Origin of the sequence: Micromonospora profundi, from assembly GCF_011927785.1 — a bacterium.
GTDB lineage: Bacteria > Actinomycetota > Actinomycetes > Mycobacteriales > Micromonosporaceae > Micromonospora > Micromonospora profundi.
Map to the genome: position 1 here is coordinate 3,311,877 of NZ_JAATJK010000001.1, position 19,401 is coordinate 3,331,277.

A 19,401-nucleotide genomic window follows, 5' to 3' on the forward strand; every position below is an offset into this window, starting at 1 on the left:
GCTGGTGCACCGGCCCGTCGTCGAGCGGGTGCACCAGCCGTCAGCCACCACTCCGATCGGAGATTCGATGTCGGCCCCACGAAGAGGACGCGGACTTCCCCTGGCCACCGTCGTACTGACGGTCCTGGCCCTGCTCACTCCCGGGCCTCCGGCCGCCGCGGCTGAGGAGAAGTTCCAGCCGGCGGCCGAGGACGCCGTCCAGGACGGCTACGTCGTGGTCCTGGCAAAACCGAAGTCCGATGAGGAAACCGTCGAGCAGACCGCCGAACGGCTGCTGGCAACCTATCCGGGCAAGCTGGAGTTCACCTACCAGCACGTCCTGCGCGGCTTCGCGGTCACGACGACCCTGGAAACGGCGCACGCACTCAGCAAGGAGCCCGAGGTCGCGTACGTCGAGCAGCAGGTGGAGCTGGAGTTCCTCGGCGACCAGGTGGATGCGCCGTGGGGGCTGGACCTGAGCGACCAGCGCCGGGGGATGGACGACGTCTACCGCTGGGACTCGGACGGCTCGGGTGTGCACGTGTACGTGGTCGACTCCGGTATCCGGCAGAGCCACCACGACTTCGAGGGTCGGGCCTCCGTTGACGTCTCGTTCGGCGATGCGGGCACCGGCCCCGGTGGTTCAGCCGACTGCAACGGCCACGGCACGACGATGGCGGGCGTGGTCGGCGGTCGGGTCCACGGGATGGCCAAGAGGGCCCGCCTGCACTCGGTGCGGATCGGTTGCCGCGCCGGCACCACGGCGGCCCTCCTCGCGGCCGTGGACTGGCTCGCCGTCAACGCGATCCGCCCGGCCGTGGCCAACTTCAGCTTCCGGTCGGCGCCCAGTACGGTGGTCGACGCGGCAGCCATCGAGCTGATCAGGCGTGGCATCACGGTGGTGGCGGCCGCCGGCCAGAGCAACGAGGACGCCTGCGGCTCCTCCCCAGCCAGGGTGCCTGCGGTCGTCACGGTCGCCGCTGTGCACGCGTTGAAGGACCGCACGGCAAGCTCCAACTGGGGCGGGTGTGTGGACCTGTTCGCCCCGGGTGAAAGCGTGCCGACCACGACGAATGCCAGCGACACCAGCACCGGACTGACCGGCGGAACCTCCATCGCGACCGCGCACGTCACGGGTGCGGTGGCCCGTTACCTCCAGCGTTTCCCGGGCGCCTCACCGGCACTGGTGGCGGCCACCCTGATCAACGAGGCGAGCCGGGACCGGGTCACCGACCACCGGGGCTCGCCCAACCGGGTGCTCTACACCGACGTCAACGGTCCGGGCAACGACGGTTTCGGACGTACCGGGGCGGATGTGAACGGCGACGGCCGCGACGACATCGTCACCTTCGTACGTGGCACGCCCGCCGACGTCTGGGTGGCGCTCTCCACCGGGTCGAGCTTCGGCGCCGGGTCGAAGTGGCACGAGTACTTCGGCGCTGGTGAAGAGATCCCGATGGTCGGTGACGTCAACGGCGACGGCAGGGCCGACCTGATCACCTTCACCCGTGGCACCAGTGCCGACGTCTACGTGGCACTGTCGACGGGATCGTCGTTCGGGCCGTCGCAGCGGTGGCACAGCTGGTTCGCCGCGTCCAACGAAACTCCGGCGGTCGGTGACTTCAACGGTGACGGCCGTGACGACATCGCGACCGTGACCCGGGGTGTCCTCGGCAGCCCCTCGGTCAACCGAACGGTGTACGTGGCGCTGTCGACCGGGACGGGCTTCGTCGGCACCACCGTGCGGTGGAGTGAGTCGTTCCTCGGCGGCGACGCGGTGCCGCTGGTCGGCGACTTCGACTGCGACGGGCGTGACGACCTGGCGGCCTTCGAGCGGGGTGGGGCCGGCCGGGTACTGGTCGCTTCCTCCCAGGGCTACCGGTTCGCGGGTGCGACGCTCTGGAGCTACCGCTTCGCTCTGGCCACCGCGGTACCGGCGGTCGGCGACTTCAACGGCGACGGCTGCGACGATGTGGCGGAGTTCTCCCGAGGTGACGCGCCGTTCGTCCGCGTCGCCCTCTCGATGGCCGGCTACTGGGCTACCCGGCTGTTCGGTGATCCAACTGTGTGGCACCACAACTTCGCCGGTGGCGTCGCGGTCCCCGGCGCGGGCGACTTCACCGGCGACGGGCGCTCCGATGTGATCGCCTTCACCAGGGGCAGTGCCGCGGATGTCTTCGTCGCGCCGTCGACCTCGGCGGCGTTCTCGGCCGACGTTCGCAAGTGGAACGACTGGTTCGCCAACGGCACGGAGGTGCCCATGCCGTCCGTGATGTGGTAGTCCCGACGGGAATCACCTTTAGATCCACAGACCCGGGAACCACCTACCGTCGCTTGAGTGGACGTGCTGCTGCGCGGCGGGCCGGTGACGGCCCGTCGTCCACGGCGGCGGGGAGAACGCCCTGTGGTAGGCGTGCCGGTACAAGGTCACGTCCGAGGTAGCACTCCGTCACGGACGTGATCAGCGGGTGTACCGACACCTTCCCGATTGCTGCAGCAGCACGGGCGAGGCTCCGAGGACAAATGTGAGTGACATTGTCGGATCCGACGCCCGTGTGGCCGTGCAGCTGCTCGGTCCGGGGCGCCAATGCGTTGATCGCCTCAGCTCGGGGCGGTGAAGGGCTGTGGCGCAGGGCTTCTCGCTCGGATGGTCATGCCGACGGCGGCGAATGCGCAACAGGTGGCGACGGCTGCGAGCAACGGCGTGTATCCGCCAACGGTGATGTCCAACCAGAACAATGCAGGGCAGGGCGACGGGTCACGGAACAGGCGGGCGGAGCCCGGAGAAGCTGTTGAAGCTCGACGAGCTGCGGCGGGACCTCGCAACCGAGTTCATCCAGTCAGTGAGCGGCTCGCCGTCGGCGGTCGGCACTACGAAGTGCGGCCAGAAGAGCCGATAGCGGCACAGGGGGATGTCCCTATGGGTTCTGTCAAGCCGGGTGTTCGGCCTCGAACTCGGCTTTGCGGCGAACGACGTAGGTGGGCCAGTCGGATCGTGCGGCGAGGACATCGGTGATGGAAAGCTTGATGACGCCACAGTGGGACAGCGAGCACCCTCTGGGACCGGACGCGTCGATGAGTGAGATGCCTGAAAGGTGGTCGCCCTCAACGTGGGTGCAGAGCACGGGGTGGAAGGCGCAGTCTTCGTAGATGTCGCCTGGGCGGATTGACCCGTGCTGGTCGGTGGGCATGGTTGGCATTGTCGCTGTCACGTGGCTCGCGGTTGGTAGGGGGTCTTGGTGCGCGGCATGGCGAACAGGACGTCGACGCGGCGTCGGGCGAGGCAGATCAGGGCAGCGTTGTGGCGTTAGCACCACCGCGTCGGCGTGGTCGGACTTCTTGCGAGACACCGAGTACCGCTCCCGATAGCGCGCCACCGCCATCGGGTTGATCGCGTACACCCGACGTCCGCTCGCACGCAGCGCCGCGACCAGCAGCCCGCGTGGGGCTCGATCGCCACCGGGATCGACTGGTCGACGCTGTCGCCGGCAGCAGCCAGCATCTCCACCAGCGTGGTGTATCCGTCCACGTCGTCACCGATACGCGCCTTGGCAACCAACTGGCCACGCTCGTCGATCAAAGCGATCTCGTGATGCCGTTCCGCCCAATCGATGCCGCAGTACACCGTCAACTCGTATCCCTTCCCACCTGCCTGGTCAGTTGCACAACCCTGGCGGAAACGCGCGGCGCCCTAATGACGAGGCTCTGTGGCCTACCCTCCGATGAGCCGTTCGCGATCCCAGCGACCCGCACGGTCCCGGTCTTCGCAGTCAGAGCTCGTCGGCTCCCGGTATGCGAGGTGTTCGCCGTGCGGGCGGGCTGTAACCACGATCAACATCTTGCCAAGGTCATGAGGTGGTCCGGCATTGCCGAGATCCGCCGGTCTTGCACGAGACCTGAAGCGGTCCAGAGGTGTGCAGGCATGTCCTCGACGAGCCGGACCACCACACGAACGGCTCGCCGAGCCCACGCTGCCGATCTTCTTGAAGACCTTCAGAGGCCAGGTAACGGGCAGGCATCCCGTGGACCACGGCGGGCCGTTCGGGACTCATTAGGTAACGGGACATGTCCTGTCTGTCCGAAATCGCCTGCCGTCAAGAGGTCCAGCAGCGACCACAGCGACGCCGATGCAGTACGCCTACCAGGCGATTCACCGCAGAGGCAACCAAGATCGGCTCGCAAAACCACCCGAGTTAAGGGTTCCAGCAGCGCCTCACGCGCCACTTCATCGAGCCAGAACAACAAATTGAGGGTTTCCGCAAGTCACTGACCTGCGGAAACCCTCTCGCTGTCGGGACGGCCGGATTCGAACCGACGACCCCTTGACCCCCAGTAGTCCGGTGGCCCAGCGGCATGCTCACGCAAGTTTGTCCAGGTCGTCGACAGTGTAAACCAGCCGAGTATAGGGGTCGTCGCAACACTCCCCCGGCAGCGCCGCGCCGAGTACGGCCTGCAGGCGCTCGGCAACCGCAGCTTGCTGGCGAACCCGGGGACGAGACAGATCCGGGACCGTCTCGATCTTATCAAGCAGCGTGAGGCCCGGCGCCCGTTGGCTCCCAGCCTGCTGGCGGAGGAGTGCTTGACGCCGTTGACCCCGTCGGCGCGTGAAACCTTTCGCATATGCTGGTGACCGCACCAGCGAAGAGCGGGGCCGCCCCGCGCTGGCCGCCGTGGTGCACGTTGACGGCAACACGCGGCTGCGCCAGCACTTCCCGCGAAGTCCGAGCATCTGGGCGGCCTCCTCCCACATCAGTCGGTGATTACATGTCCAACATGGAGAAGCCGTGCAGACCCCGCCCGAGTTGATCGCGTTGTGCCCGGAGGCCGGGTCGCCGCGGCAGGCCGCTGCGCTGGTGTCGCAGCTCGGTGGCGCGCCGCTGCTGTGCCGGCTGGCCGGCGCCTATCTGGCGAGGGCGCAGGAGGGCCGTGCTGAGGAGCCGATGCTCGGCACCTTCACCGGGTATCGGACCGAGGTGCTGATGCGGGCGGGTGCGGGGCCGCGGCGGGACGCCGTGATCGGACTGGCATTGGAACGGCTGGACGACGACGGGCTGGGGCAGGCGCACACGCTCCTGCGGCTGTTCGGCGTCCTGCCGGATGCGCCAGTGCCGTACCAACTGTTGCTGGACCCGGCGCTGCTGGCCGAATCGGAGCTGTTCGCGGGCCTGACCGGGCCGCATCTGGAGGCGTTGATCGACGGGCTGGTCGGGCTGGCGCTGGTCGAGAGGACCGCGGCGGGGGAACTGTCGCTCGATTCGGAGATCCGCGAATTCGCCAACCACGACGGTGAAGACTCGGGTCAGCGGCCGGCGCACGTCGCGCTGCTGGCGAAACTGATCATCCGCTCGCCGCGTTGCGAGGTGGCGGCCGCGGCTGCTCACGTCTTCCGGATCGCGGCCGAGGAGAGCGGTGATCCAGGCGAGGTCGATGTGTTGGCCGACGCATGCCTGCTCGTCGGTGACGCGCTGGCCTCGGACGGGCGGTTCGGCGAGGCGCGGGTGATCGGTGAGGCCGTGGTCGCGGGCACGCGGCGACTGCTCGGGCCGACCCATCACCGCACGCTGTTCGGCACCACGTTCCTCGCCAGCTGGACCGGGGACGCGGGGGACCCGGCTGCCGCTCACGAGCTGCTCTGCGAAGTCGCTGCCGCCTACGGGCCGATACCCGATACGGACAGCCTCGTCGCATTCGCCAACCGAGCGTACTGGGCAGCCAAGTCCGGAGACGTCGTCGCAGCCCGCGACGCGTACGCGGAACTGGTGCCGTTGCGGACGCTGATGGCCCGACCGGATGACCCAGAGCTACTGGTCGACCGCACGGAACTGGCCCGGTGGACAGGCGCGGCTGGAGATGCGGTCTCGGCCCGGAACGCGTTCGCGGATTTGATGCCCCTGTTGACCCGGTTGCTCGGACCGGACGACCCGGAATTCCTGAACCTGCGCGCGGAGTTCGCGCGCTGGACCGGCCTGGCCGGGGATGCCGCCACTGCCCGCGACGCGTTCGCGGAGCTGGTCAGGCTCAGGACGCGGCTGGCTGTCCCGGACGATGTGGACCTGCTGTTCTATCGCGGCGAACTCGCGCACTGGACCGGTACGGCCGGGGACGCGGCAGACGCGCACGCCATGCTCATCGGGCTGCTCCCCGATTTCGTGCGGGCGATCGGCACGGACGCCGAGGATGTCGTGGCGCTCCGGAAGGCGATCATCCGGTGGGGGGAAAAGTGACCTCGGCGTCCGGCCCGACGTGCACGTACGCCGCCCAGCAGGACGGCCGTCCCCGATATCGCTCCCGGAGGGCCAGGATGGCGGCGTTCACGGCGTGGGCCGGCCGCCCATGGTGCAACCCTCCGTAGATCAGCCGTGCGGCGCGGCCCGCAACCGAGTCGGGAACCGGCCAGTACGTGGCGATGACGTGGGCGAATCCGGCCAGTTGCAGCGCCGACGCGATGTGGATGTTCTCGTCCGGTAGGCGCGCACCGCCCTGGAGAGTTGAGCAGGCAGACAAGTAGGCCAGGGTACGTGACTTCCTCACCCCGGCCGGTTGGCGGAGGAGTTCGCGAACCCGCAGCGGGCCATCGTGCAGCGTGAGGTAGCTGTCCGATGGCCGGGCGGCGTCCGCCGTCGCGTGGCCGGCGAAGTGCACCCAGTCGGCGTCGGCGAACAGGTCCCGTACCCGGGGCGTGGTGGCGTCCTGTCCCGACACCAGTTCGGCGGCTGCGCCGAGGCGGCGATGTACCTCGTCCGCCTCACGGAGCGAGGCGGGCAGTCCCGGACGGTGCGGGTCGTCCGGTGCCACCACTGCAGCCCACTGCGGCACCGGGTGCGTGCCGACGGCCGTCAGGCTGCGCAGCGTGGGTGCATAGGAGCTCACGACGCGATGCGGCGCGGAACGGATCGTGTCATCGTGACCGGCAGCATGGATCGGCAGGAAGGAGAGCGCGCCGGTTGGCATCCACCAGACGTGGCCGGTGGGGTCAACCCGGTCGAGGTGGTCGAGGACGGGACCGGCGATCGTGTCCCAGAGCCAGCCGAGCGTCTCCATTAGGCCGGCGTCGGTGGGCCGGATCGACGCCGCGGCATGCCGCGTGATGTCTTCGCTCGTGAGGTTGGGGAGCGGGAGGTGGTGGGTCGAGGTGCCGTTCACCAGGAGCGCGTCACACCGGTGAGCAGCCACGTTGATGATCACGACCGTGCCGAGGCCGAGCCCGGCCCGCAGGTCGCCGATGCGCGGCGGACGAAGGAAGCGTTCCAGGCCGGGCGTGCGGTGGATCTCCGCGAGGATTGCGTCGCGTTCCCGCACCGCGCGGTGCCGGTCGTAGACGGCGGATCGCTCGTTGCGGTGCGACGCCTCGATCAGGTCGTGGGCCGCGCCGAGGCGTTCCGCGAGATCGGATGCGCTGGCGCGCACCTTGTCCGTGTCGGCCCATCTGCTTAGTGCCTGGGCATAGAGCACTCCCCTGCCCTGTTCCAGGATTTCGACGGCACCGTCCGGGTCGCCGAGTTCGAGTGCGCAGGCGGCTGCGGTGGTGGCCAGCGCAGGGAATTGTGATATCAGGCGTTCCTGGTCGTCACGGTCGAGGCCGGCCCAGGCGACGAGGTCAAGCAGCTCAACGGCCCGGCCCAGCGCGTTCCGGGCATTGGGCCAGTCCGCGGCACGCGCCCGCAGGTGGCCGAGGTTCTGGGCGGCCATGGCGCGGGACAGTGCGGGCGCCAGCTGGGTGTTGGCGAGTCGGGTGTACGTCGCGGCGGCCTCCTCCAGGTCGCCGGGGCCGTCCCGCAGCTCTCTGGCGGCACCGAGGTTGAGCAGCGTGTCAGCGAGTTCTGGATCGTCGGGGCCTATGCCGGTGGTCGCCTGGGTGAGCACCTGGACGGCCTCGTCGATGCCGGGTCCGAAACGGGCACTGGCCAGCAGCACCGCGCCGAGGTTGGCCCGGTGTGCCCGGTGTTCAGGCCGCTCGGCCGGGGTTAGCGCGGCGGCGGCCCGGAGCAGGTCCGCCGCACGGTGCAGCGACTGCGGGTCGTTGGCGCCGACGCCTTTGCGGTGCAGCGCGTTGGCCAGTCCGGCGAGGTGGGCGGGCCGTTCCGGATCACCGGCGACCACCTCCTCCAGCTCCCGCACCGCCTCGTCGAGCGCGTCGGTGTCCATGACCGCCTCGAACCGGTTCCGGAGCGCGCCGGCGCGGTTCACCCGGTACGCGTCCCGGTCGGGATGACCGGCCGGGAGCAATCGGACGGCGTCGGCCCAGTCGCGGATCGCCTCGTCGAGGGCGGCGAGGGCACCGGTGGCGGCGAACGTGAGCCGGCCGGCGATGGCGAGCTGGTTGAGGTAGATCGGCCGGTCGGGGTCGTCGGGCGGCACCCTGCGCAGGCTGCGGCGCAGACGGCGAGCTGCCTCCGCCGCCGAGGTCCGGTCACCGGTGAAGATGGCGCGGCCGAGGAGCGCGCGTGCCAGCCCCGACGTGCAGCCGGGTACGGCGGGGTCGTCTGCGGGTACGAGGGCGCAGGCGGTCTGGCCCTCATCGACGGCTCCGTCGAGGTGGTCCCGGTTACCGGTGAGTTCCCAGGCCGCCATCAGGGCGCTACTGGTGTTGCTGAGGATCCGGGCCCGCGACGATGGCAGGCGCAGAGCAGCGTCGCCGGCGGTCCGCGCTGCGGCGAGCAGTTCGGGGAGCAGTGTGACGTCGCCGGTACGTTCCAATTGACGCATCAGACCGAGCCCGAGGTTGGCGTGGGCGGCGAGGTGACCGGGTAGGTCGGCGGCGGCGGAGCGCAGGAGCGGTAATGCATCGTCGAGAGCCTCGGGCCGGTGGGTGCGCTCGCTCTCCCGGACGAGGCACATGCCGAGGTGGGTGCGCCAGAGTGGTGCCTGCGCATGGTCACCCCGAGCCAGGGCCACGCCGTACGCCCGCTGGGCGGCGGGCAGCGGCCCCGGGTCGACGGTTCTCTCGGAGAGCAGGTAGAGCGCATAGCCAAGTTCCGCGGCCCGGGTGGCCGGCGCCGTGCCGAGGTCGGTCAGCGCCGTCAGCCGATGCACCGCGCGGGCTAGTGTCGAGGCGTCGCCATCGCGGTGCGCCCGCTGGGCCAGCTCCATAACCGCCGGGAACTCGTCCGGGCCATCGACATCGAACTGATCGGCGGTCATGGCGTATAAAGCTACCGTCAGTGACGGCCCACGGTGTACCGCCGGGGTGGACAGCTAGGCGTTCCACGACCTCGTAGGCCCGCGAGCGGTTAGAGGACTTTCGGTTGTGCTACTGCAGCCTGGCGGCCACCCTTGCGCCCACGACCGCCCTGCAGGCAACGCGGATCGGTTACCTGACCGGGCAGCGCCGGTCCTCGTAGTGAGACTGCCTCCGCCATCAGTGACGGCTCTGCATCCTCAGATCCGCCAGCGCAGAGTTGCCCACTTGCCGAAGATAGGGCAGCGGGACACTCGGCCCATTGTGATGACGCAGGACGGCCGGACATCATCTATGTCATGCGATGGGTCGTGACACGGCGCGGACTGCGCAGACTTGCGGCACACTCGTTCGCCACGTTTGGCGTGATCGCCCTGTTTTTGCAGTCCTACCAGGCAATTTGGGACAGGCCCGCGTTTCGTGACCACGAGATTGCGGTGGCGGCGGCGGCCGCTGCGGTATCGGTGTTATTGGGACTCGCTCGCGCCCGCCCCGGTCCAACCGTCGCCCGAGATCTCCGGCATCCGCGGTGTCGGATAGAGATCGTGCCGGGCGACCTGTTTGATGAGCAGGAAGCGCACCTCGTCGTCGGATTCACCGATATGTTTGATACCGACGTTAACGAGGACCGGATCATCAATGCAAACAGTGTGCAGGGACAGTTCCTGCGCCGACTCTACCAGGGCGACGTAGCCACGCTGGACGCCGACCTGGCTCGGGCGCTGACGAACGTGCCTCACACGGTCCGGGTACCAAGGGCGGCCAAGCCGTTCGGAAAGCTGTGCCGTTATCCGGTTGGCACTGTAGCGGTGCTCGGTAGTCCGCGCCGACGTTATTTCGGCGTGGCCTATAGCACCATGACACCAGGCTTGCTCGCTCAGTCCTCTGGAGACGCGCTATGGCGAGGCCTTAGCCAGCTGTGGGTGGCGGTGTATGAGCACGGACAGCGGGCTCCGCTAGCCATGCCGGTGGTGGGCGCCGGGCTAGCACGAGTGGACGCGCTGGACCGGCTCGCGCTGATCCGACTCATAGTGCTGTCGTTCGTGGCAGCGTCCAGGGAGCGACTGCTCACCACTCGGCTGCGCATCGTGATGCCGCAGCGGGAGTTCCTCGAACTCGACCGACTGGAGCTACAGGCGTTTCTCGACTCGCTTTGAAGTACGACGTAGGGGCTTAGCACAAACCGCGACGCCCGCAGCCGAGATGCCCTACGGACATGGCGTTGCGCCACTATGGTCCGGTGGACGAGGACCTGCTCGCGATCGTGCGTAAGGCTGCCGCGCACGTGGACCTTCACGAGCTGGCGGCGGCCAGGCGATTGCTCGAACCACTGGCGGGCAGAAGGGAACTGCCTCCGCAACTACGGGCCCAGGTGCTGATGGAGTGGGCGTGGGTGCTAGGCGCCGAGCAGCATCACCGGGAGGCTGCCGAGGCGTACGCCGAGGTGATAGAGCTGGCCGATCTGACCAAGCTGGCCGATCTACGCTGCGAGGCGTTGCTGGAGAGTGGAATCCTCGCCCGCTATGAAGGTCGGCTGGACGATGCCGATGCCCTGCTTGCCGAGGCTGGGGCGCTGGCCGCCAGTCGGAGGGACTACCTGCGGGCCGGGCAGGCGCGCGCGCAGCGGGCTTCGGTCGCCCACCAACAGCATCACTTCGTCGAGGCACGCGAGCATCTCGACGCACTGGCTGAATTGCTGCCCCGGTGCCCCTCTCACCCTCGGACTGAGCAGTTGCGCGCCGACTGGGCCCACCAGGCGGCCGTTTCAGCGCGGCTGGCGCAAGAGTTCGACCGGGCGCGGCAGCTGCTCGCCGAGGCCCGTGACCGGTACGCGGCCTTGGGCCGGCGTATCGGGGTGGCCAACACCGAACGCGAGCTGGGAGCCGTCCTTCAGCAACTCGGCGACCAGGCCGGGGCGCGACGGGCGTACGGCCAGGCCTTCACGGACTACCTGCGAGCGCGACGCCGCCTCGGTGCCGCCCACGTGGCCCGCCGACTCGGTCAGATGCGGCTGCTCGACGTACCGGAAGACCCCGCCGCAGAAGCGGACGCCCGCCGGCGCCTCTATCAAGCCCTCCGACTTGGCTCGGGCGAGCCAGGCAACCGGCTTCTCAGTGAGCTGTTCCTGGCGCGCCTCGACCGGCTCGCCGGGAATCTCGACGCCTCGGAGGTTCGGCTCGCGGCGCTGCCATTCGCAGACGCCCCGGATTCCCGGCACCTGTCTCAGGCCGCCCTCGAATGGGGATTGGTCGAGCGGGCCCGCGGCAACCGCGCCGCCGCAATCGGGATGTTCCGCCAGGCACTGCTGCCGCTCGACGCAGACGATGACCCCAGCGCGGCGTCGATCGCGCATTACCAGCTTGCGTACGATCTCATCCTCGAGAACGACGTGGGTCAGGCGAAGGAGCATGCGGTCGCGGCGTTCCAGCTCAATGAGGAAGCCGGGCGGCGGCTGGGTGATCCGGCCGACCGCGAGACGTTCTACCGTGACACGCGGCAGGCGTACGTCCTCGCCATGCACTGCAGCGCCCGCGACGAAGACGGACCCACCGCGTTTCGCGTGGCCACCGCTGCACGCGCGGAGGCCATGGCGGCATTCATCCGGGCAGGAGCCCAGTTCTCCCCAGCACTGCGCGAGCTCGTCGCGGCGATCACCCTGGCCCGGCGTACCCCCATCGAGGCCGGCCGCCTGCCCGAGCTGCACCGCCGCCTCGACCGGCTGACCACCACCGAGCTGCGCCGCAGCGCGGTGCCGGAGCCGGTGGACCTCGCCGCGACGCGGGCCTCGCTCCCCAGGGGCGGGCACGCGCTGCTGGTCGACGTACTCGAGGATGAAGCCACAATCTGCAACCGGATTTGGTTGGCCCCCGACGGCACAACCCTGGTCGACGAGGTGCTGCTGCCACCAGGCGTACGCCGCTGGCTCGACCGCTACCACGCGGCGGAGCCAGGGTTCGCTGGCGAGTTCCAGGACGAGGCCCTGGCCACGTTGGGCACCGCAATTATCCCGCCCGGCCTCGCCGCAGCCCTGGTTCGGGGTGACGAGCCCCCCTTGGTGATCTCCACCGGCGGGCTGTTGGGACCGGTGCCGGTCGCCGCCATCCGGGTAGGCACACACTTCCTGGCGGAGCTGGCACGCATCGCGGTCGTACCGGCGATCGCACTCTGGACGGCCCTGCGGTCGCGTCCAGTACGCACGGGGGCGGGCATGGTGGCATACCTGGATGAGTCAGTGCCCGGCACCCGCCGGGAGAGGGTTGCATTGAAGAGCGCTTTTCCGAATGTCGCCATGCTGACCCGTGACCAGGTTCGGCCTGCCCTCTCCAGTGCTACGGAACACGCAGCGGTCCTGTTGAGCGTGCATGGCACGGCCGTCACTGGCCTCGGCCAAGCCTTGCAACTCGGCGGCGGCGACTCCCTGACGGCCGCTGACCTACTCGTCTGCCGCCTGCCGGAGGCGGTGCTTATGCCCGCGTGCTGGGCGGGACGGCTCCACCTACGCGCTGCGGCCGAACCGCTCGGCCTCCCGACAGCGGCGCTGCTCGCCGGGGCCCGGTGGGTTCTCGCTGGCACCGTGGACATCGCCACGACACGGACAGCCACTTTGCTGGGCGCCTGCTACGCGGAGCTGGCGCGCGGCCGATCCCCAGTTGACGCGCTTCGCCAGGTGCAAATTGACTTCCTGCGCAGCCCGGGGCGAGGGCAGGTCCCACCGCACACGTGGGCCGGCCTGTCCATCGTGGGAGACGGCTTCGGCCCTTGGATGGCGGCGCCGCGACGACAGCTCGATCGGTAGACGACTGCCGCCACTGCCATGCAGCGTCCATCTAGGCGGTTGATGAATTTCAGGGATGGTTTGTACAGCTACCCCCGGAGGAACTTCAACCACTGGCCCATTCTGGTACCGCGCACCCCGCCCGCCGGTGCGGCTCCCGGATGCCAGACGCCATTACGATCGGCTGCATGTCCGACCACTCGCTTCCGCCCGATCTGTTGAACGACCTCCACGACGTGCTGGACGACATGGAAGAGTGGCAACTCGACCCCGCAGGTTGGGCCTACGTCGACACGCTGCTCGGACGGGTGGAAGTCACCCTTTCGGCCGGGGAGGAAGAAGCGATTCGGCAGGTCGTAGCCGACCTGGAGCTAAGCGGACCTACCAGGGCAAAGAGCGCGGACAGCGGCGCGACGAACAAACAGCCGCCGAAGACCCGTGACAAGGTGGCCGGACTCAAGGACACGCTCGACGCCCCGAGGCGGACCGGTCAGGAGAAAGCCCAGCGGTGAGTCCGTCGGCAGGTGACCAGGAGCTGGTGGTTCACCTCTTCGCCCGTGGGGACGGCCCATATGCCGAGGCGGCCTATGGGCACCTGAGGGAGGTCTGGCAGCGCTGCCACGACGTGCTGGGCATGACCGTCCCGCTTGAGCAGTCGGGGCTACCGGTGACTTTGCCGGTGGCGCTAGGCGACCTCGCTCGGGACCCTGGTGGCGGAGAGCTCGTCGTGGCCGCGCAGCAGCACCCCGACGTGCTGTACCAGGCGATCCTGCGCCGATTCGCCACGATGATCAACCTGTCGACGGTGCTGTCCCCCGGCGCCTTGGGGGCCGACGCGCCCGGCTGGGGTGAGCTGTACCGGCTATGGCGATCGGTAGCCGGGCCGTGGTCGGGGCTACTCCTTGGGGCGGCGTACTTGTTCCTAGGCAAGATCGAGCTATCTGGCTCGGCCGATCCACGAGTGGCGGAGGGGGTGGCACTCGATCTCCCGATCACCGGACCGGGCGGCTGGTGGCACGACGGGGTGCTGACCACGGGCAGCTTCGCACTGTGGGAGCCCGGCCTGCATGGCTCCGATGGCCGCCCGGAGCGCTCATTCCTGATCCTCGCTCGACCGGACCACGACGACCGGTTGAGCGACTGGACGTGGTCGAACGGCGTACCGGTAATGCCGCCGCTCGGCCACCACCTTCGGCACGCCGCCGCGGTACGCCATCAGCTGAGAGTGTGGCACGAGGCCGACGACATGCGCCGAGTCCAGCAACGGCTCAACACCGCCGGCCCCAGCGACCTGCCGGAGATCCAGGCCGATATCGCGTACTGGCGGGCAGCCCTGCGCGACATGCGGCTAAGCATGAAGAACACGGAAGCCGCTATGCGTCAAGCCTTGGGCTCCGACGCCCGCGGCAGCGCCGGTCCGCTCGCCGACGACCTGGCTCTGGTCACCTGGCTCCGACGTGGCCTCAAGAATGAGCTGGCCACCCTGGAAATTGCTGACGATCGGGCCCGGACGCTCACCGGTCTCCAGCGCACCTCGCACCCCACAGGAGAATGCCAACCGATGCCCAACCCGCGCGATGTCTTCGTGATTCACGGTCGCGACGACCAGGCCCGCAGGGCCCTCTGGAGCTTCTTGCAAGCTATCGACCTACACCCGCTCGACTGGGAGGAGATCGTGCAGGAAACTGGCCGGCCCTCCCCCTATATGGGCGAGGTCTTGGAGAAAGCCTTTCACACCAACCAAGCCGCCGTCGTCCTGATGACTCCGGATGACGGTGCGATCCTGCACGAGAGCCTGCGTGACAAGAGTGACCGAGCTTTCGAGAGCCAGCTCACGGGCCAGGTCCGCCCTAACGTCCTCTTGGAGGCCGGCATGGCCCTGGGCCTGCAACGTGATCGCACGGTCGTCATCGAAATCGGCATGCTGCGCTCGATCTCCGATCTGGCAGGCATCAACACCATCCACTTCGACGGAACGGTCGTCAGCCTTCACAAGATCGCCCAGCGCCTTCGCGCCGCTGGGTGCGCCGTCAACACGACCGGGACGGACTGGCTGGACGTGAGTCGCTTCAAGGACCTAGCAGCGTACGACCGGACGTTCTGAGCGCCCGCGGGATGCCCGGAGAACGAGCAGAACTGTGGCAGCTGCTGGCTGTCGCGTATCAAGCGATTGCCGGGGAACCTGAGTTGTCGGTTCGAGGCGACGTTTTGGTCTGGTTCAAACAGGTCTGGCCGCAACTGCGGCAGGATCTCGAGACCTTGTCCGAGGATGACGCCATAGTGGCGATGCAGACGATGACGCCTTTCCTGGCTGGACTCGAGGACTGGGTAACTTTGGCGGATCTCAGCCACCGCGGCCGCGCGCTGACTTGCCGTTCTGACCACCTCCGGGACTATCTCGTCTTCACTCACCACCTAGGTATCTCTCTTCAGATGCAGGCCGACACCCGGGGTGCCGAGCAAGCATTCAAGGAGGTCGCCCGGCGAGCGGAAGTGGCAGGAGACCTTGGCCTGCGAGCCAAGGCGCTGGCTCACCAGGCACAGCTGCGCCGCCAAGCGGGCGAGCCTGGTGAGGCAGCCATCGTCTTTCACCGGGCTGCTGAGGCATATCGCCTCGACGCTGACGAACTCGGCGAAGCCCGGACACTTGGTGACCTTGCCACGGCGGTGCACGCGTTGGGAGACCAAACCGGCGCTGAGAGGTATACCGAGCGCGCCCGCACATTGTTCCTCAGTCATGGCGCCTACCTAGCCGCAGCACGCGAAACCCAAATACTTGCGGGCATTCGAGCGGCAGGCAACGACCTCGATGGTCCCGTGGCGCTGTTCGACGAGGTGATTCGCCTCGCCCGCACCGCGGGCACCCCAGTCGCCGCAGCAAAGGCGGCCTACGACGCGGCGCACCTTCTCGCACTGCACGGCGAACTACACCAGTCTGCCCGATATGCGAAGCTAGCCGACGAGTGTGCCGGCGGCCTCGACGAAGGCCTGGACCGCGACGTGGCCGAGATCCTCGAGTACGTCCGTACTGAGGCTGCGGTTCGTCAGCTTGCCACCGCCGACTCGAACGAGGTTGCAGACCGTCTCATCGCGAAGCATCCAGAGCTCCGCACCGTCATGGGACTGGCCCTCGCATTGCGGTCCGAATCAGCCTTTCTGCATCGCATGGCCGAGCACCCAGATTCGGCGGCACGGGAGTTCGTGGATAGCCAGTGGCAGACAGTGGTGGAACTCGCCCGCGGAACCATTCTCCCGGATGGGCTGCAAGTATTGGTAAGACGGCACAGTCTGGCCGTGTCGGACGGCCAGAACGATATTCTGAAGCGGATCGTGGGGATGAGCCCGGCCGCCACGTTGCCCGGCGTTCGCGGTCGCTACCTGGTGTTGCTGGCCCAGCGATCGTCCGACGCCCAGCAGGTGATCCAACTGGCAACAGAGGCGGCGGCCCTGCTAGAAGCAGTCGATGCCCCAGAGCTCGCTGCTGGTGCCCTCGTCGAGGCAGGCATGGCATGGCGACGCCTGCGGACCGGTGATCTCCGGTACAACAAGGACCAGGCACTCTCGGCTCTGCGGCGCGCCCTACGGGTGTTGCGTCGCAATGTAGATCGCGCCGAGTGGAGCCGCGCGATGGTCGCACTAGCGAACGCGTACCTCGAATATCCCGTAGATCGGAGGCGCAACCTGGACCGTGCCGTCCGCCGGTACACAGCCGCGCTGATGGTTCTCACACCCGAGGACTACCCCGAGGGCCACGGCACCGCACTCGCCGGTCTCGGTCTGGCACTGTCCGATCCCGCCATGGCCGACGACAGCCAGAACCTGGAATCCGCCCGCCGACATGTCGAACAGTCCCTACAAATGCTCCACGACCCGGCAACCAGGTCGACCGTGTTACTCAATCTCAGCCACTGCTATCGCAGGCGTCAACTTGGAGATCCGGACGCCAACCACGACCTCGCCCTGCTGTACGCGCGGCAGTCGTACGAGCTATGCCAGATCGCCGGGCTACACTTCCAGGCCGCTGAGGCGGCGACAGCTATAGGCGATCTGCTCGCTACTAGCGCCCGTCGGTCCGACATGAGCGCGTGGACCGAGGCCGTCGACTGGTATCGACAAGCACTCGAGTCCCTTCCCGTCGAGGAGGCACCCGCAGCTCATGCAGCGGCGGCCGGCAACCTTGCCAACACCCTGTCGCAGACACCTGGTGGGATCGAGTTTCTATCCGACGAGATCCTCACGCTGTATCAGACCACCATCGAAACCTTCCACTTGCTGGGCGACTCCGTAGAGGCAAGCCGGGCCCGGTACAACCTAGCCAACGCACTCTCCCAACGGTCATCTGTCGACCACGACGGGATCATCGCGCTGTACGAGGAAAGCATTGCAGGGCGCCCGATCAGCGAGGCACCTGCGGAGTGGGCGGAGTCAGCCACGGCCCTGGCCCAGGCCCTGTTCCGCCGGAACAAGCCCGTCGACCTGGATCGTGGTATGGCCCTCCTCGAGCAAGCGAACGCCGTCATGCCGGAGGAGCAGGCGGGCCAAGTCCAAACGGTGCAAGGCCGGGAACTCGGGCGGCGCGGCGACTGGCCGGGCGCCGCCCGCCTTCTGGGCCAGGCCGCCGCTGCCGCCGACTCCCGCTATCTCGCCACGGTGCTTTCGGCCGGCCAGGAGGCCGTCCTCACCCGGACCGCCGGGCTTCCCCGCGAGGCGGCGTACGCCCTCGCCCGCGCCGGGCAACTAGCGGAGGCGGTGACCCTCATCGAGGGAGCCCGTGCCCGGGAGTTGGGGCGGCTCCTCGAACGGGACCGCTCAGGTCTGGCGCAGCTGGATGCTGCCGCGCCGCGGGCAGCCATAGCATTTCGGGATGCCGCGCGACGTCTGATGGAGGCGGAGGCGTACCAACGCGGTAATTTCACCTTAAACTTGGACGAACGACATCGGCTACGAGGTGGGCTGGCCGACGCCCATGCTCAATTTGTCGCCGCGACCGAGGCGGTCCGGGCCGTGCCGGGATTCGCCGAGTTCGGATTGCCGCCCGCCGACGCCGCGCGGCAAGCAGCACTCATGGGTGTTCCGGTCATCTACCTAATCACAAGCGAGTTCGGCAGCGTCGCCCTGCTAGTTAAGGATGGTCATCTGGTCGAGGCCGTGTTCGGAGCGCTCACCGAGGACGAACTGGTTGATGCGCTGCGGGGGGTCCAATCGCTGACCGACGACCCTGCTCTGCTGCCCCGCCTCATGGACTTGCTCGGCGAGCGGTTCCTGAGCGAAGTGGCACATCGCCTTGTCGACGCCGACATTCCGGAGGTGATTCTCGTGGCCACCGGATTGCTCGGCGTACTTCCGGTCCACGTTGCGCGGTACTGGCGGGACGGCAAGACGAGGCACCTTTCGGACGACGTCGTGGTCTCGTTCACCCCGTCAGCCCGGTCGCTGCTGGCTGCTCGACGCCCTGACGGGCAGCACTCCGGCGCCCGACTCATCGGCGTCGCTCAGCCATCGTCGACTCAAGGCACCCTGCCGCACGCCGCGGCCGAGACGGCCTCTGTCCGGCGCCTGTTTCCGGGGCCCGGTGCCGTGCTGGCCGGTCCAGATGCCACCAAAGCAACGCTAATCCGAAAGCTGGCCGGAGCCACCCACGTCCACCTTGCCTGCCACGGCACCTTCGACCTAGAGGAACCGATGAGGTCCGGCCTGGTCCTTGCCGACGACAGCATGCTCACGCTCCGGGAGCTGTTCGACGAACGACCGCTGGACGGTGTGCGCCTCGTTGTCGCGTCGGCCTGTCACAGCGCTGTGAGCGATATCGCGCATGCGCCAGACGAAGCTATCGGTCTACCAGCAGGTCTGGTGTACGCCGGCGCGGCAACCGTGGCCGGCACCTTGTGGAGCCTGAAGGATCGCTCCGCCCCGCTTCTGGTCAGTCGCTTCTACGCGTATCACTTTCAGGGAGATCCGGAGACTGGATCAGGGCCAATGACCGCAGCAACGGCCATGGCACGCGCCCAGAACTGGCTCCGCGACTCGACCACCAACCAGCTCAACCGCTTTGCCGAAGAGGCGGGCCTGCCTCGGGTTAGGGCGGCGACCACTTTTGCGAACCGGCCGGAGCACTGGGCGCCGTTCGTGGTGGTCGGCCCGGGAGCCCACAACGCTCCGCAGTCAATCTGGCCCGACAAGCAAGCTGGAGCCACGCAAGTCTAATGAGGGTGCGGCTTACAGCTCTCCTGCTCAACAGCTCGGCGGCGACGGTGCCGTCGGCTCCGAGGTCCGCTCTGCCGTAGGCGGCTCGTGCGTCCTGCTCCGCCTTGAGGGCAGCGACCTGGTTGGGGAACCCTTGCCGCCTGTGCTGGCGGCGGCGCCGCCCGTTCGCGACGGGCGGCAGGTCGATGATGAAGAACCAGCGGGTCTGGCTCTTGGCGAGGCGGTAGTTGTAGACAGCCATGCGGCTGCACCTCCGCAGTAACGG

Annotated in this window: 10 protein-coding genes and 2 pseudogenes; 9 read left to right on the forward strand and 3 right to left on the reverse strand. The window is 68.2% G+C overall.

From position 1 onward, the window contains the following. Positions 1-4 precede the first annotated feature (4 nt). Positions 5-2,260, forward strand: a complete 2,256-nt coding sequence (locus F4558_RS14555; protein ID WP_167944676.1) for a S8 family serine peptidase — start codon at positions 5-7, stop codon at positions 2,258-2,260. A 57-nt stretch (positions 2,261-2,317) separates the two neighbouring features. Continuing rightward, positions 2,318-2,512, forward strand: a pseudogene (locus F4558_RS32185) (hypothetical protein). Between the two features lie 397 nt (positions 2,513-2,909). Here F4558_RS32185 and F4558_RS14565 read toward each other — a convergent pair. After that, positions 2,910-3,170 carry a hypothetical protein gene (locus tag F4558_RS14565; protein WP_209274933.1) on the reverse strand — a complete coding sequence of 87 codons (261 nt, stop codon included), beginning with the start codon at positions 3,168-3,170 and terminating at the stop codon, positions 2,910-2,912. A gap of 117 nt (positions 3,171-3,287) precedes the next feature. After that, a pseudogene (locus F4558_RS14570) lies at positions 3,288-3,610 on the reverse strand (IS110 family transposase); the annotation flags it as partial. 771 nt (positions 3,611-4,381) lie between these two features. Here F4558_RS14570 and F4558_RS32355 point away from each other — a divergent pair. Together F4558_RS32355 and F4558_RS14580 are read left to right on the forward strand one after the other, a co-directional pair. After that, positions 4,382-4,609 (forward strand): carbamoyltransferase C-terminal domain-containing protein, encoded by a 228-nt coding sequence (locus F4558_RS32355; protein ID WP_167947478.1) that lies wholly within the window; start codon positions 4,382-4,384, stop codon positions 4,607-4,609. 310 nt (positions 4,610-4,919) lie between these two features. Next, positions 4,920-6,203, forward strand: coding sequence for a tetratricopeptide repeat protein (locus F4558_RS14580; protein ID WP_167944678.1), 1,284 nt, complete (start codon positions 4,920-4,922; stop codon positions 6,201-6,203). On the opposite strand, the gene F4558_RS14585 is transcribed toward F4558_RS14580, so the two are convergent. Next, positions 6,181-9,120 carry a CHAT domain-containing protein gene (locus tag F4558_RS14585; RefSeq protein WP_167944680.1) on the reverse strand — a complete coding sequence of 980 codons (2,940 nt, stop codon included), beginning with the start codon at positions 9,118-9,120 and terminating at the stop codon, positions 6,181-6,183. The genes F4558_RS14580 and F4558_RS14585 overlap by 23 nt on opposite strands. A 336-nt stretch (positions 9,121-9,456) precedes the next feature. Between F4558_RS14585 and F4558_RS14590 the strand changes: the two genes are divergently transcribed. From F4558_RS14590 to F4558_RS14610, 5 genes are all read left to right on the forward strand, one after another. Beyond that, positions 9,457-10,314, forward strand: coding sequence for a macro domain-containing protein (locus tag F4558_RS14590; RefSeq protein WP_167944682.1), 858 nt, complete (start codon positions 9,457-9,459; stop codon positions 10,312-10,314). An 83-nt stretch (positions 10,315-10,397) separates the two neighbouring features. Continuing rightward, positions 10,398-12,953: a CHAT domain-containing protein gene (locus F4558_RS32190; RefSeq protein ID WP_167944683.1), complete on the forward strand. Its 2,556-nt coding sequence runs from the start codon at positions 10,398-10,400 to the stop codon at positions 12,951-12,953. 167 nt (positions 12,954-13,120) lie between these two features. Continuing rightward, the gene (locus F4558_RS14600) at positions 13,121-13,444 is read left to right on the forward strand and encodes a CATRA system-associated protein (RefSeq protein ID WP_147458876.1); all 324 of its coding nucleotides are present in this window, start codon (positions 13,121-13,123) and stop codon (positions 13,442-13,444) included. 26 nt (positions 13,445-13,470) lie between these two features. Next, on the forward strand, positions 13,471-15,036 hold the full coding sequence (locus F4558_RS14605) for a CATRA conflict system CASPASE/TPR repeat-associated protein (RefSeq protein WP_209273301.1): 1,566 nt from the start codon (positions 13,471-13,473) through the stop codon (positions 15,034-15,036). Between the two features lie 11 nt (positions 15,037-15,047). Further along, on the forward strand, positions 15,048-19,136 hold the full coding sequence (locus tag F4558_RS14610) for a CHAT domain-containing protein (protein ID WP_167944686.1): 4,089 nt from the start codon (positions 15,048-15,050) through the stop codon (positions 19,134-19,136). Positions 19,137-19,401: the final 265 nt, after the last annotated feature.